This is a genomic window from Streptomyces sp. NPDC028331 (genome assembly GCF_055565775.1).
This window is the reverse complement of sequence record NZ_JBVHTR010000003.1, coordinates 243417-257842: the sequence shown is the minus strand read 5'-3', so window position 1 is coordinate 257842 and position 14426 is coordinate 243417. Positions and strand designations below refer to the sequence as shown.

Sequence of the window (14426 nt, the reverse complement as noted above, 5' to 3'; positions counted from 1 at the left end):
CGCACCGCTCCCTGTCCATGACCCTCGCTGTGCAGGATCCCCGCTGCGTGTCGTGACCCTCGCTGTGCAGGATTCCCGCTGCGTGTCGTGACCCTCGCTGTGCAGGATTCCCGCTGCGTGTCATGACCCTCGCTGCGTGTGACTTCGCTATCCGCGTCCCCGGGACCGCGCCGCCCGGGCGATCGTCACGACGGCCTTCTCCAGGGCGTACTCCGGGTCGTCCCCGCCGCCCTTCACTCCCGCGTCCGCCTCGGCCACCGCGCGCAGCGCGACCGCGACCCCCTCCGGCGTCCACCCCCGCATCTGCTGCCGGACCCGGTCGATCTTCCACGGCGGCATCCCCAGCTCCCGGGCGAGGTCCGCGGGGCGGCCGCCTCGGGCCGAGGAGAGCTTTCCGATCGCCCGCACGCCCTGCGCCAGCGCGCTCGTGATCATCACTGGCGCCACGCCGGTCGCCAGTGACCACCGGAGTGCCTCCAGGGCCTCCGCCGCCCGCCCCTCCACCGCCCGGTCGGCGACCGTGAAGCTGGAGGCCTCGGCCCGCCCGGTGTAATACCGCCCGACCACGGCTTCGTCGATCGTGCCCTCGACGTCCGCGGTGAGCTGCGCCACCGCGGACGCCAGCTCCCGCAGGTCGCTGCCGATCGCGTCGACCAGCGCCTGGCACGCCTCGGGCGTCGCCGAACGCCCCAGTGTCCTGAACTCCCCGCGCACGAACGCCAGCCGGTCCGCCGGCTTCGTCATCTTCGGGCACGCCACCTCCCGCGCGCCCACCTTGCGCGCGGCGTCGAGCAGTCCCTTGCCCTTGGCACCGCCCGCGTGCAGCAGTACCAGGGTGATCTCCTCGGCGGGCGAGGCGAAGTACCCCTTGAGTTCCTTGATCGTGTCGGCTGCGAGATCCTGCGCGTTGCGCACGACCACGACCTTGCGCTCGGCGAACAGCGACGGACTCGTCAGCTCCGCCAGCGTGCCCGGCTGCAACTGGTCCGGGGTCAGGTCCCGTACGTCCGTGTCGGCGTCGGCGGCCCGGGCTGCGGCCACCACCTCCCGCACGGCACGGTCGAGCAGGAGGTCCTCCTGGCCCACGGCAAGGGTGACGGGGGCGAGGGGGTCGTCGTTCGCGGTCTTCTTGGCCATCACGGACAGCATCGCACGCGCCACTGACAACGGGCGCCCGCGGCCGTCGCCGCCCGGAGGCTCACGGCTCCTCCCGCCAGCCGTCCCACTCGCCCGCGAACGCGTCCAGCCGCTCCGGGTCGAGCAGCCGCCGTTCGTCCCGCAGCACCACCAGCCACTGCGCGTCCTCGGCGTCGTCCTCACCGGCCAGTGCGTCCCGGACGATCCGCGGTTCCTCGTCCAGCCCGAACCGCTCCCCGAGCGCCTCGGCCGCCTCCTCCGCCGCATTGCGGTCCGGCAGCACCAGCACGTGTCTCACATCGCTCACGACGCCATTCTCCGGCACGGGGAAGCTCCCGGCGCCAAGGCTCTCAGCCCGTCCAGCCCTTCACAGGCCACGACCCAGCCCGTCCAAGCCGCCCCAGCCCCTCTCCAGCCCTTGCATCCCTTCACATCCCTTCTCTCATCCCTTCTCGGCCCTTGCCATCCCTTCCCATCCCTTGCGCGCGCTCTGCAGCAGCACACGTGCCGGAACTACGCCCGAGCTACGCGGATCAGTCGCTGTGGCCCGTCTTCCGTACCGTCGGCACCCCGTCCAGCTCGATCCCGAACCGCTCCCGATAGACCTCCAGCACCTCCTTCTCGCTCGCGAGTTCCGCCGTCTCCTTGTGACCGTCCGGGGCCGTCGCCGTCAACCGGCTGCCGCTGAGGGTGATCCGCCCTCCGTCCTCCGTGACCCGCGAACACACCAGCGATCGCACGAAGTGCGACTCGGGCGACGTGCTGTGCCACCAGGCACCGGCCCTGAAGTCGTCGAGCACCCGCGGCCGCACCTCCAGCCGGTACTGCGGCCTGCCCTCCCGTATCACCTCCAGATCCCCGAAGTCCGCGGCATCGCCGCCTCCCCGCGCCCCCGCCGTGTCCGCCCCTGCCTCGGCCACCCGGAACACTCCGGCCGGGTCCGCCTGCTCGCCCCGCTCCCGGAACGCCAGCGGACAGTGGCTGTGCGCACCGAACCCGACGTCCGCCAGCCAGTCGCCGCCGTCCACCGTCCGCACCCGCAGCGCGAGATGGTCGTACGGGATCCCGAGCCGTGCTTCGCCGTCGTGGACCCGCGCGGCGAGCAGCGTGACATCGAAGCCGAGCGCCGCCAGCAACGCCCCGAACGCTCCGTTCAGTTCGTAGCAGAAGCCGCCCCTGCGCGCCCCCAGGATCTTGTCCAGCAGCCGCTCCTCCTCCAGCACGATCTCCTCGCCGAGGTGGATCGACAGGTTCTCGAACGGCACGGTCATCAGATGGCGCAGATGCAGCTCGCGCAGAACATCGGCGGTGGGCCGGGCGGGGCGCTGCGCCCCGATCCTCGCGAGGTAGGCGTCAACCTGTGCGGAATCCATGCCCTAGTCTCTCGCCACGCTCAACCCCCCGCCCGCCCCTGCGACGGCGATCGCCCCGTCCTGGTCCGTACGCAGCACCAGCGCTCCCTCGTCCCGCAGCGCCGCTACCGTGCTCGGTGCGGGATGGCCGTAGGGATTGCCCCTGCCGCACGAGATCAGCGCGAGCCGTGGTGCCACCCTGCGCAGGAACTCCGGATCCTGGTAGGCCGACCCGTGATGGGCGACCTTGAGGACGTCCACGGGTCCCAGCTCCGACCCGGCCGGCGATCTCAGCAGTTCCTGCTGGGCCGGTGGTTCGAGATCACCGAGCAACAGCAGGGTCAGCCCCGCCGACCGCACCAACAGCGCGACGCTCGCGTCGTTCGGTCCGCCGGGGAACGCGGCAGGATCCGATGGGGGTACCTCCCCGCTCGAGCGAGGCCGAGAGCTCGGGGGAGGCCACAGCACCTGCCAGTCGAGCTCCCCGGTGCGGCGACGCTCCCCGGCGACGGCGCTCGTCACCGGAATGTGCCGGGCGGCCGCCTGAGCGCGCACGAACGCGGCCTGGTCCGGTGGCTCCTCCAACCCGGTCGTCTCGATCGCCCCCACCGCCCGCCCGCGCAGCACTCCCGGGAGCCCCGCCACATGGTCCGCGTGGAAGTGGGTCAGCACCAGCAGCGGGACCCGGCTGACGCCGAGCACGGTCAGGCACCGGTCGACCAGCGCCGGATCGGGGCCCGCGTCCACGACCACGGCCGTGCCGTCGCCCGCCGCCAGGACGGTCGCGTCCCCCTGCCCCACATCGCACATCGCGAACCGCCAGCCCGGCGGCGGCCATCCGGTGATCAGCCGGGTCAGAGGGGGCGGCTGCACCACCACGAGCAGCAGCACCACGGCACAGGCGCAGGTCAGCCAGGGGTGCCTGAGCAGCCGCCGGCCGACGAGCACGACCACCGCCGTCACGGCCGCCAGCAGCAGCGCCCCCGCCCAGCTACCGGGCCAGTCCACTCCGCCGCCCGGAAGCGACGCCCCGGTGCGCGCGATGCCGGCGATCCACGCGGCCGGCCAACCCGCGCACCACGCCAGCGCCTTGGCGGCCGGCAGGGCCACCGGAGCGACCGCCAGCGCGGCGAACCCCAGCACGGTGGCCGGCGCCACCGCGAACTCCGCGAGCAGGTTGCAGGGCACCGCGACCAGGCTCACCCGTGCCGACAGCACCGCGACGACCGGTGCGCACAGCGCCTGGGCGGCGGCCGCGGCGGCCAGCGCCTCGGCGAGCCGGGGCGGCACCCGGCGGTGCTGCAGCGCCGTGCTCCAGCGCGGGGCGACCGTCAGCAGCGCCCCGGTGGCCAGCACGGAGAGCAGGAAGCCGTAGCCCCGGGCGAGCCAGGGGTCGTACAGCACCAGCAGCAGAACCGCCGCGGCCAGCGCGGGAAGCAGCGATCTGCGGCGCCCGGTGGCGAGCGCCAGGAGCGCGATCGTCCCGCAGGCCGCGGCCCGCAGCACGCTCGGATCCGGCCGGCACACGACCACGAAGCCGAGCGTGAGCACACCGCCCAGCAGCGCGGTGCCCCGCAGCGGGATGCCGAGCAGTGGTGCGAGGCCTCGGCGCTCCACCCGCTGCGCCAGTCCGGCCGGGCCGATGAACAGGGCCAGCAGGAGCGTGAAGTTGCCTCCGCTGACGGCCAGCAGATGCGCGAGATCCGTCTCCTTGAAGGCGTCGTCCAGCTCGGGCGTGACCCGCGAGGTGTCGCCCACGACCAGCCCCGGCAGCAGCGCCCGCGCGTCCGGGCCGAGCCCGTCGGTCGCCTCCCGCAGTCCGGTGCGCAACCGCCCCGCCCAGCGCTGCGCCGTGGACGGCTCGCCCACCACGTCGGGTGGCCTCCCGCCCCGGACGCGCACCACGGCGGCGGCTCGGTCACCTCCGGTCAGCGGCGGTACCAGCCCGCCCTCCACCCGCACCCGCGTCGAGGGCAGCAGCGCGAGCCACGGCGACCGCCCGGGCCCCGCGCCCCGGGCGTGCGGGTCGACGACCACCAGCACGGGTGTCCGCGTCACCACCACGGTCCCGTCCGCCTTCGTCAGGCGCCGCACCTCGCCGTCGAACAGCACGGCGGTCGCCGTGATGTGGTCGCCCTTGACCCGGGGCCGGGTGAGCCGTGGATCGGAGGTGACCTCGACCTCCGCGGTCACCCGGGCGTACTGACGCGCGAGCGCGGGGACCGGCCCCCGCCGCAGATCCGCGCCGTGAAGCCCGGCGGACACGGCGGCAGCGGCGACACAGAGCAGCACGGCGGCGACCGACACCGCCGACCGCGGGCCCCCGGCCCGCAGTCCGCCCCCGACGCCTCCCCTCCGCAGCACCAGCAGTCCACCGGCCGCCGCAAGAGAGCCGACGGCCACACCGACGACCCACGCGGCCGACGCGTCCACAGCCCACGCAGCCGCGCCCCAGGCCCCCAGCGCGGGCCCCACCAGCCGCAGGTCCGCCGGCCCCTCCTGCCGGGGGTGCGGATCGCCCAGGGCGCTGCGGACGTCTCCCGGTGGCGCCGTCGGCCGGTCCGCGCCGGGCTGCTTCGGCGGCCTCACGGCCGTACGAGCTTCCGTAGGTCGGCGAAACGGCGTTCGCCGATGCCGTTGACCTGCCGGAGTTCATCGACCGAGCGGAAGCCGCCGTGCTGGGACCGGTAGTCGACGATGTGCTGGGCCAGCACGGGCCCCACCCCGGGCAGCGCGTCGAGCTGGTCCGCGGTCGCGGTGCTGAGGGAGACCGGGGCGCCGGGGGTGGCCGCTGCGCCGGGCGCCGGGGCCGCCGGGCCGGTGCCCGGTGCCGGGGCGGGGCCTCCCACCACGATCTGCTCGCCGTCCACCAGGAGGCGGGCGCGGTTGAGCCCGTCGGTGTCGGTGCCCGGGCGTACCCCGCCCGCCGCTTGCAGCGCGTCCGCCACCCGCGACCCGGCCGGCAGCCTCTGCAGCCCGGGATTGCGCACCTTGCCGCTGACGTCCACCACCACGGCGGCGCCCGTCCCCACTCCGGTGCCGCCTGTGGGCTGCTCTGTCGGTTGCGGTCCCGCCGAGGCGCCCGGCTCCGTCGGCCGTCTGGCTCCCGCCATCCCGTAGGGCGCCGTGGCCCGCACCACCTCGGGCGCCCGCACCGGCTCGGTCCGCCCCGTCCAGAAGTGCCCGACGGCGAAGACGACGGCCACCAGCAGGAGCACACCGAGCGCGGCCACACTCCTGCGCTCCAGCCCGCACCTGGTCTGCAGCCACAACGGCATCCGCTCGCGCAGTGCCGGGCCGGCCCGCTCCCGCCAGGCGCCGCCCGTCGCGGCGGGCTCGGGCACGTCCCGGTCGCCGACGGCGGCCGGTCCACTCGGACGGGTGATCTCGCTCCCCGCCGACGCGCCCGCCCGTGGCTCGCCGACGTCCCGGTCCGCCCTGGGCGGTCCGTTGCCCCACATCTGTCGTTCCGTCGCCTCTTCGGCGAAGAGTGCCTCCGCGCGCAGGCGCAGTGCGTCGGCGGCCGAGGGCTGGTGCCGTCGGGCGTGCGCCCGCGGGTGGTGCCGCGGGCGGTGGTGGGTGCGGCCGTCGGAGCCGGGGCCGCGGCCGGGGCCGCTTGTGGGAGCGGTGGTGCTTGAACGTGATCGAAGTGCCATGCGCCGAGGATCGGGCACCTCGCCGCCCTCACGATGATCTTGCTCAATTCCCGGGGATTACTGTCCGGTTGTGGACAACTCCGTCACCCACACGAGTCACCACCGCCTCATGTCCCGGTGTCACCAGGTCATCGAGGCGACACCACGGCCGCGAGGAGACCCGGTCCCGTGTGCGCCCCGATGACCGCGCCGACCTCGCTCACATGCAGGTCGGCGAGTCCGGGCAGCCGGGCGCGCAGACGGTCGGCGAGCGCCGAGGCCCGTTCCTCAGCGGCGAGATGATGGACCGCGATGTCCACCTGCCCGTTGCCGGCGCGCTCGGCGACGATCTCCTCCAGGCGGGCGATGGCCTTGGACGCCGTACGCACCTTCTCCAGCAACTCGATGCGGCCGCCGTTCAGCTGCAGCAGCGGCTTGACCGCGAGGGCCGAGCCCAGCAGCGCCTGCGCGGCCCCGATCCGGCCGCCGCGCCGCAGATAGTCCAGGGTGTCGACGTAGAAGTACGCGGAGGTGTCCGCGGCCCGCTTCTCCGCCGCTGTGACGGCGTCGTCGACCGTGCCGCCCGCCTCCGCGGCCTGAGCGGCGGCCAGCGCGCAGAAGCCGAGGGCCATGGCGACCATCCCGGTGTCGACCACACGCACCGGCACGTCGGCCTGCCGCCCGGCGAGCACCGCGGCGTCGTACGTGCCGGAGAACTCGGAGGACAGGTGCAGCGAGACGATGTCGGTCGCGCCGGCCGCGGCGATCTTGCGGTAGGTCTCGGCGAACAGCTCGGGGCTGGGCCGGGACGTGGTGACGGGCCGTCGCTTCTGCAGGGCCTGGGCCAGCGAACGAGCGGAGATCTCGGTGCCCTCTTCGAGTGCCTGGTCGCCGAGGACCACGGTCAGGGGCACCGCGGTGATGCCGTGGCGCTCCATCGTCCGCGGCGGCAGGTAGGCCGTTGAATCGGTGACGATCGCGACATGGCGGGACATGATCTGGAGGTTACCCGCCGGAACGCACCGGTGGCAGCCCGACCCCGCCGACACGGACGGTCCTTGGCGCGATCACGAGGTGCTCTCGGGGCGGGGCTTCCTCTGCCAGGGGTGGACGGGCCGCTGGATGCGCGGGCCGAGGGCGGGCCGGCCCGGAGGCTGCCCCGTCCGGGAGTCGGACGTCTCCGGCCAGGTCTGGCCGGCGGCGGACGCGTCCTCCCGCGCCGGCGCCTCGGGCCAGGACGGAGCCGATCGCGTCGGCTGCTCTTTGGTCCAGTGGCGCAGGGCGCCCGCCTCCACGTCGATCTGCGCGCTCAGCGCGTCCAGGTCGTCGTCCGCGAACCGGCGAGCCCTGTCGTGTGCGGCCCAGCGCAGCGAGTCCGCCGACCGGGTGACCCGCTCGGTGCGTTCGCGCAGCTCGGGCAGCCGGGAGGTCAGCGTCCGGCGGTCCGGCTCGGCCTCCAGGCGCCGCAGTTCCGCGTCCAGTTCGTGTCCGTGCGCGCTGAGGCGCTTGAAGAGGGCGAGCGCCTCCTTGAGCGACTCGTCATCGGCGGCGCCCGCGTGGAGCGCGTCCTGCGTCGCGCGCATCGATGTGCGCAGGCTCAGCCGCAGCTCGGCGAGTTCACCCGCCGGACCTGGCTGGGTGAGGGTCCTGGCGCGCAGCGTGGTGTCCTCAACCGTGCGGCGGGCCTGTGCGATCGTACGGTCCACGCCGCGTTTCGCCGCGCCGACCGCCTTCACCGTCGCATACACGCCGAGGACGACGCACAGCACGAACAGGAGCGCGATCACGGTCAGAACGGCTTCCACAACGCTCCTCCTCCGGTCGGCCGGGCGGCTGCTCACCGCTCTTCCACGGTAAACGCAACGGGCAGGCCCAGGGTTCCGGAAGAACCCCGAACCTGCCCGTAGGGGACTACCCCGACAAGGGCGGCACCGGCCCCGTGACGGGGAGGATCGCCATGCCGTGACGCTATGCCGTGACGATGTTCACCAGCTTCGGCGCGCGCACGATCACCTTGCGGATCCCGGCGCCGCCCAGGGCCGCGACCACCTTCTCGTCGGCCAGCGCCACCTTCTCCAGCTCCTGCTCCGAGATCGAGGGCGGAACCTCCAGGCGCGCCTTGACCTTGCCCTTGATCTGGACCACACAGGTCACGCTCTCGTCCACGACATAGGCCGGGTCGGCGACCGGGAAGTCCCGGTGGACGACGGAGTCGGTGTGGCCCAGCTTGTGCCACAGCTCCTCGGCGATGTGCGGGGCCAGCGGAGCGATCAGCAGCACCAGCGACTCGGCGACCGAGCGCGGCACCGCCCCTCCGGCCTTGGTCAGGTGGTTGTTCAGCTCGGTGATCTTGGCGATCGCCGTGTTGAAGCGCAGGCCCTCCAGGTCCTGACGCACGCCGTCGATGGCCTTGTGCAGGGCGCGCAGCGTGTCCTCGTCGGGCTCGGCGTCGACGACGGTGACCTCACCGGTGGTCTCGTCGACGACGTTGCGCCACAGCCGCTGCAGCAGCCGGAACTGGCCGACCACCGCACGCGTGTCCCACGGCCGCGACACGTCCAGCGGGCCCATCGCCATCTCGTACAGGCGCAGCGTGTCCGCGCCGTACTCGGCGCAGATCTCGTCCGGAGTGACCGCGTTCTTCAGGGACTTGCCCATCTTGCCCAGCAGGCGGGTGACCTTCTCGCCCTGGTAGTAGTACGCGCCGTCACGCTCCTCCACCTCGGCGGCCGGCACCGCGATGCCGCGGCTGTCGCGGTAGACGTAGGCCTGGATCATGCCCTGGTTGAACAGCTTGTGGAACGGCTCCGCGGAGGAGACGTACCCCAGGTCGTACAGGACCTTCGACCAGAAGCGCGCGTACAGCAGGTGCAGCACGGCGTGCTCGGCGCCGCCGACGTACAGGTCGACGCCGCCGTGCGGCATGCCCTCGCGCGGGCCCATCCAGTACTGCTCGATGGCCGGGTCGACCAGCTTCTCGCCGTTGTGCGGGTCCAGGTAGCGCAGTTCGTACCAGCAGGAACCGGCCCAGTTGGGCATGGTGTTGGTCTCGCGGCGGTACTTCTTCGGGCCGTCGCCCAGGTCCAGGGTGACGTTGACCCACTCCTCGTTGCGCGACAGCGGGGTCTCCGGCTGGGTGTTCGCGTCGTCCGGGTCGAAGGTGCGCGGCGAGTAGTCCTCGACCTCGGGCAGTTCCAGCGGCAGCATCGACTCGGGCAGCGCGTGGGCGACGCCGTCCTCGTCGTAGACGATCGGGAACGGCTCGCCCCAGTAGCGCTGGCGGCTGAACAGCCAGTCGCGCAGACGGAAGTTGACCGTGCCCTCGCCGATGCCCTTGCGCTCCAGCCACTCGGTGATGCGCGCCTTGGCGTCGGCGACGCCCAGACCGTCCAGATTCACGGAGTCGCCGGAGGAGTTGACGATCTTCGCGTCGTAGGAGACGAAGGCGTCGTCCCACGTCGACGGGTCGGTGCCGCGGCCGTCGGTCGGTTCCACGACGCAGCGGATCGGCAGCTCGAAGGCGCGCGCGAAGGCGAAGTCGCGGCTGTCGTGCGCCGGGACGGCCATGATCGCGCCGGTGCCGTAGCCCATCAGCACGTAGTCCGCGATGAAGACGGGGATCTTCTCCCCGTTGACCGGGTTGGTTGCGTACGCGCCGGTGAAGACGCCGGTCTTGTCCTTGGCCTCGGCCTGCCGCTCGACGTCGGACTTGGAGGCGGCCTGGGCGCGGTAGGCGGCGACGGCCTCGGCGGGCGTGGCGTGGCCGCCGGTCCACACCTCGTGCGTGCCCGCGGGCCACGCCTCGGGGGTGAACTTCTCGACCAGCGGGTGCTCGGGCGCCAGCACCATGTAGGTCGCGCCGAACAGGGTGTCCTGGCGCGTGGTGAAGATCGTGATCGTCTCCCCGTCGATCGGGAAGTCGACGCGGGCGCCCTCGGAGCGGCCGATCCAGTTGCGCTGCTGCAGCTTGATGGCCTCGGGCCAGTCCAGCTCCTCCAGATCCTCCAGCAGCCGGTCGGCGTAGGCGGTGATCCGCATGTTCCACTGGCGCAGCTTGGCCTTGAAGACGGGGTAGTTGCCGCGCTCGGAACGGCCGTCGGCGGTGACCTCCTCGTTGGCCAGGACGGTGCCCAGGCCGGGGCACCAGTTGACGGGCGCATCGGAGGCGTAGGCCAGGCGGTACTCGCCCAGGATGTCGGCGCGCTCGGCGGGGGTCAGCTCGTTCCACGCGCGCGTGGTGCCCGGAATCGCCCGCTCACCCGACTCGAACTGGGCGATCAGCTGGGCGATGGGGCGCGCCTTGCGGGCCTCGTCGTCGTACCAGGAGTTGAAGATCTGCAGGAAGATCCACTGGGTCCACTTGTAGTAGTCCGGGTCGATCGTGGCGAACGACCGGCGCTTGTCGTGGCCCAGGCCCAGCCGACGCAGCTGGGACTTCATGTTCTCGATGTTGGCCTCGGTGGACACGCGCGGGTGCGTGCCGGTCTGCACGGCGTACTGCTCTGCGGGCAGGCCGAAGGCGTCGAAGCCCAGGGTGTGCAGGACGTTGTGGCCGGTCATGCGCTGGAACCGGGCGAAGACGTCGGTGGCGATGTACCCCAGGGGGTGGCCGACGTGCAGTCCCGCACCCGAGGGATAGGGGAACATGTCCATGATGAACTTCTTGGGCCGGGCGGCCAGCTCGGCGTCGCCGGCCAGGTCGCCGCTCGGGTTCGGCGCCTCGTAGGTGCCCTCGGCGTCCCAGAAGTCCTGCCAGCGTGCCTCGATCTCGGCCGCCAGAGTGGCCGTGTAGCGGTGCGGCGCTGCCTCCGCCGACACGGCGGCGGCAGCGGGGTTCGTCTCGCTCATGATCCTCAAAGCTCCATAGATCGTCTCTGCCAGCGGAAATGAAAAAGCCCCTCGCACAGGAGGGGTCGCCGCGCCGATTCCGACCACCCGATGCACCGGTGGTCGGGACTGATCAGCGCGGCTCGCTAAGCAGAAGGCGTACGGCACGCATGGCGTCAGGGTACCGCAGCGCCCGAGCGCGCCGCGACGGGCCCGCAGGCGGCGGTGCCCCGGGAGCGGACTCGGAGCGAACCGGAACGGAACCGGAGCCGACCGGAGTGAACCCAACACCGACCGCAGCCGTACTCAGACATCGACGGTCACGTGGCGAACGTCACGAAACGCTGAATCAAGTTCAAAATTACTTCGCGTAACAGCAGCTAATCGGACATCGCAACCAGGCCGTCGCCCTTTGATAACAGCGCAATAACTGAAACCTCGTACCGCTCGGTTTGGAGCCACTTAGAGTGCGGCAGCGGGACCGCCTTCCCGAAACTGTTCGGAGTTGCCCCCATGAACCCTCCACGTAGTAACAGCTCGCTCCCCAAGCCGGGCCGCTCGGCCTACGGCGTGGCGTCGGCTGTGGTGCTGCTGCTCATACCCGTCATCGTGCTGTCCGGCGGGAACGCAGTCCGGGACTTCCTCAACTTCGGAGCGGGCGTGCTCTCGCTCGTCTCCCTCAGCTGCTCCGTGATCTGGGGGCTCGTCGCCCAGGACCGGATCTTCCTGAACACCCGCCAGCGGATCGTGGCGCAGGCCGTGCACCGGACGACCGCGGTCGCTTCGATCGCGTTCCTCCTGGTGCACATCACCGTCAAGATCGCACTCGAACACACCGTGCTGATCGCCGCGCTGATCCCCTTCAGCCTCGGTGTCAGCGGCTCGGGCGGGCTCATCGGCCTCGGCTCCCTGGCCGGTCTGCTCATGATCTTCGTGGGCATCACCGGCGCGCTGCGCAGCAACTTCGCGGCTCCGGCACCGGTCGCGGCGCGCTGGCGGGCGATGCACATGCTGGCCTACCCGTCCTGGTGCGCCGCCCTGGTCCACGGCCTGTACGCGGGGCGCGCGGCGAAGCCGTTCTTCATGGTGTCCTACGAGCTGTGCCTGCTCGGCGTCATGGGAGCGCTGGCCCTGCGCGCCGCGCCGCGCAGCTTCAAGCGCAAGGTGGCCGACAGGGTCTTCGCGATCGTCGGCGGCGGTGACCTGGGACGCGAAGGACTGGACGCCAGCCGCGCCCGCAACGCGGAGGCGGCGGCCGCCCTGGCGGGCTTCTCGACGCGCTCGGCGGACCGCGACACCGGCCGGGAGGGCCTGGTCCCGCCGCAGCCCTCGACACCCCTCTACGAAGCTCCCGCGGCCCGCACCATGGCCCCGGAGCCGGGCAACGGCTTCGCGGCCGCCTACCGGGCCACGTCGGCCGCCCCGCGCGCGCAGACGCCGATGACGCCGGACGCGACCCAGCGCATGGATCTGCCGTTCGACACGCAGAGCACCGGGGCCATGCCCCGCGTCGACGCGGGCGGCAGCACCTCGGGCAGCTGGCCGATCCCGTCACCGCCGCCCGTCGGGGAGGCGCCCCCCTCCGCCTACGATCCGCTCCAGGACACCGGATACAACGTCCCGGCCTATGGCAATCCGGGATACAACGGGTACGGCGCGAGTGAGATGTACGACACGGGTGAGACGAACGTACCGTTCGGCACGTACAACTCGAACAACACGTACAACAGCGGTCCCGCAACGGAAACGCTCCCCGGCGCCTTCGACACGCCGGGAGCCGGCGAACCCTGGAACGCGCCTTCCGGAGGCTTTAAGTGAACGAGGCCCTGCCCGACGTCCCAGAGGTCCGGGTGGTCGGGCTTCCGCAGCTCACGTCGGGCTTCGACCTTGTCGAGAGACTCGACCTGCCCATGCACCTCAAGGTGCACGGCCCGCTCGAGCCGATGGGCGGAGAGCAGCTCGCACAGCTCGCCGAGCAGATCAACCTCAAGGGGCGCGGCGGCGCCGGCTTCCCCTTCCACAAGAAGCTGCGCTCGGTCGCCGAGTCGGCGATCCGCCGCGGCATCCGGCCGGTCGTGGTCGTCAACGGAAGCGAGGACGAGCCCGCCTGCCGCAAGGACACGGTGCTGATCAACCGTGCCCCCCACCTCATCCTGGACGGCGCCCTGCTGGTCGCGGAGGCCCTGGGCGCCCGCACGCTCGTCGTCGGGGTGACACGTGCCTCCACGGAGCGGTCGATGGAGCAGGCGCTGGCCGAGCGCGGGCTGAGCGACCGGCGCGGGGCGCCCATCCGCGCGCGCGTGCAGCGCAATCCGGTGCGGATGGTCACCGGTGCCGCCGCCTCGCTGATCCGTTCGATCGACGGCGGTCCGGCGATCCCCCCGGGGCGCAAGACCAGTGCCTCGCAGAGCGGGGTGGGCGGCGCGCCCACGCTGCTGTCGAACGCCGAGACGTTCGCCCAGCTCGCGATCGCCGCACGCATCGGCGCCGAGCGCTACTGCAACACCGGTCTGTACGACGAGCCCGGCACCGTCATGCTCACCGTCTCCGGTGCGGTGAACCGGCCCATGGTGATCGAGGTCCCCACGGGCGTCCCGCTGCGGTACGTGCTCCAGCTCGCCGGTGCCCCGCCCGTCCCGCAGGGCGTTCTGACCGGCGGCTACCACGGCAAGTGGATCGACGCGGCGACCGTCAACGAGGCGATCGTCTCCCGCAACTCCCTGGACGCCGTCGGCGGCTCGCTCGGCGCCGGCGCGATCCTGCCCATCAGCCAGGAGACCTGCCCCCTGGGCGAGTCCCTGCAGGTGGCGAAGTGGCTGGCCGAGGAGAGCGCGGGACAGTGCGGCCCCTGCTACCTCGGACTGCCCGCCGCCGCCCGCGGCATGGAGGACATCCTCAACGGCGGCGGTCCGGCCGCCCTGGAGGCCCTCAAGCAGGTCGCCAAGGCCGTGAAGAGACGCGGGGCGTGCTCGCACCCGGACGGCTCGGCGATGTTCCTGGAATCGACCATCAAGGCGTTCACGGACGACCTGGCGGCGCACGTCCTCGGCAACGGCTGCGGCAGGCCCGTGGAGGGCGTGCTGCCGCTGTTCGAGGGCAGCAGGGCCCCGACGGGCATCCCGGGCGGCGGCCAGGCCGAGCCGGAGGCGGGGGCCAGCCGGCAGAAGATCTACGTCGACTGGACGCTGTGCCGCGGCCACGGGCTGTGCGCGGACATCCTCCCGGAGGTCTTCGAACTGGGCGCCGACGGCTTCCCCACGGTCGCCCAGGCGCCGGTGCCGCTGTACGCGGAGGCGAAGGCCCTGCGGGCCGTCCGCCGCTGCCCGGCGCTCGCGCTGCGGATCGAGGAGGACACCCGGTCCGGCGCGCCGTCGCGCAGCAACCTGCCCGTGCTGTCGCAGGGCCGCGGGCGCCGGGCGCTCGGGCGCTGAGCACCAGGACGGCGGGTCACCCCTGACCGGGTGGCCCGCCGTTT

Annotated in this window: 10 protein-coding genes; 2 read left to right on the top strand and 8 right to left on the bottom strand. The window is 72.6% G+C overall.

What is annotated here, in order from left to right; genetic code table 11:
* Positions 1-147: 147 nt before the first annotated feature.
* The 8 genes from holA to leuS all read right to left on the bottom strand — a co-directional run bounded on the left by holA (position 148) and on the right by leuS (position 10972).
* Positions 148-1137, bottom strand: coding sequence for a DNA polymerase III subunit delta (holA, locus tag ACZ4SW_RS05250; protein ID WP_468238152.1), 990 nt, complete (start codon positions 1135-1137; stop codon positions 148-150).
* A 61-nt stretch (positions 1138-1198) separates the two neighbouring features.
* On the bottom strand, positions 1199-1444 hold the full coding sequence (locus tag ACZ4SW_RS05245; protein WP_468238149.1) for a hypothetical protein: 246 nt from the start codon (positions 1442-1444) through the stop codon (positions 1199-1201).
* A 226-nt stretch (positions 1445-1670) separates the two neighbouring features.
* Entirely contained in the window at positions 1671-2510 is an 840-nt protein-coding gene (locus ACZ4SW_RS05240) for an arylamine N-acetyltransferase family protein (RefSeq protein ID WP_468238146.1), read from the bottom strand.
* A 3-nt stretch (positions 2511-2513) separates the two neighbouring features.
* Complete coding sequence (locus tag ACZ4SW_RS05235) at positions 2514-5078, bottom strand: ComEC/Rec2 family competence protein (protein ID WP_468238143.1); 2565 nt, start codon at positions 5076-5078, stop codon at positions 2514-2516.
* Positions 5075-6145: a ComEA family DNA-binding protein gene (locus tag ACZ4SW_RS05230; RefSeq protein WP_468238141.1), complete on the bottom strand. Its 1071-nt coding sequence runs from the start codon at positions 6143-6145 to the stop codon at positions 5075-5077. Before ACZ4SW_RS05230 ends, ACZ4SW_RS05235 begins: the two co-directional genes overlap by 4 nt.
* Before the next feature lie 128 nt (positions 6146-6273).
* Entirely contained in the window at positions 6274-7119 is an 846-nt protein-coding gene (locus ACZ4SW_RS05225; RefSeq protein ID WP_468238139.1) for a DegV family protein, read from the bottom strand.
* Between the two features lie 72 nt (positions 7120-7191).
* Positions 7192-7929 (bottom strand): hypothetical protein, encoded by a 738-nt coding sequence (locus ACZ4SW_RS05220; RefSeq protein ID WP_468238136.1) that lies wholly within the window; start codon positions 7927-7929, stop codon positions 7192-7194.
* Between the two features lie 163 nt (positions 7930-8092).
* Positions 8093-10972, bottom strand: a complete 2880-nt coding sequence (gene leuS, locus ACZ4SW_RS05215) for a leucine--tRNA ligase (RefSeq protein WP_468238134.1) — start codon at positions 10970-10972, stop codon at positions 8093-8095.
* 492 nt (positions 10973-11464) lie between these two features.
* Here leuS and ACZ4SW_RS05210 point away from each other — a divergent pair, with 492 nt between their 5' ends.
* Positions 11465-12769, top strand: coding sequence for a cytochrome b/b6 domain-containing protein (locus ACZ4SW_RS05210; RefSeq protein WP_468238131.1), 1305 nt, complete (start codon positions 11465-11467; stop codon positions 12767-12769).
* Complete coding sequence (locus ACZ4SW_RS05205; RefSeq protein ID WP_468238128.1) at positions 12766-14382, top strand: NADH-ubiquinone oxidoreductase-F iron-sulfur binding region domain-containing protein; 1617 nt, start codon at positions 12766-12768, stop codon at positions 14380-14382. Before ACZ4SW_RS05210 ends, ACZ4SW_RS05205 begins: the two co-directional genes overlap by 4 nt.
* Positions 14383-14426: the final 44 nt, after the last annotated feature.

Bases quoted from the DNA above. Each gene is read 5' to 3' on its own strand.
- ACZ4SW_RS05230 (WP_468238141.1), bottom strand. From the start codon at position 6,145: ATGGCACTTCGATCACGTTCAAGCACCACCGCTCCCACAAGCGGCCCC.
- ACZ4SW_RS05240 (WP_468238146.1), bottom strand. From the start codon at position 2,510: ATGGATTCCGCACAGGTTGACGCCTACCTCGCGAGGATCGGGGCGCAG.
- leuS (WP_468238134.1), bottom strand. From the start codon at position 10,972: ATGAGCGAGACGAACCCCGCTGCCGCCGCCGTGTCGGCGGAGGCAGCG.
- holA (WP_468238152.1), bottom strand. From the start codon at position 1,137: ATGGCCAAGAAGACCGCGAACGACGACCCCCTCGCCCCCGTCACCCTT.
- ACZ4SW_RS05225 (WP_468238139.1), bottom strand. From the start codon at position 7,119: ATGTCCCGCCATGTCGCGATCGTCACCGATTCAACGGCCTACCTGCCG.
- ACZ4SW_RS05210 (WP_468238131.1), top strand. From the start codon at position 11,465: ATGAACCCTCCACGTAGTAACAGCTCGCTCCCCAAGCCGGGCCGCTCG.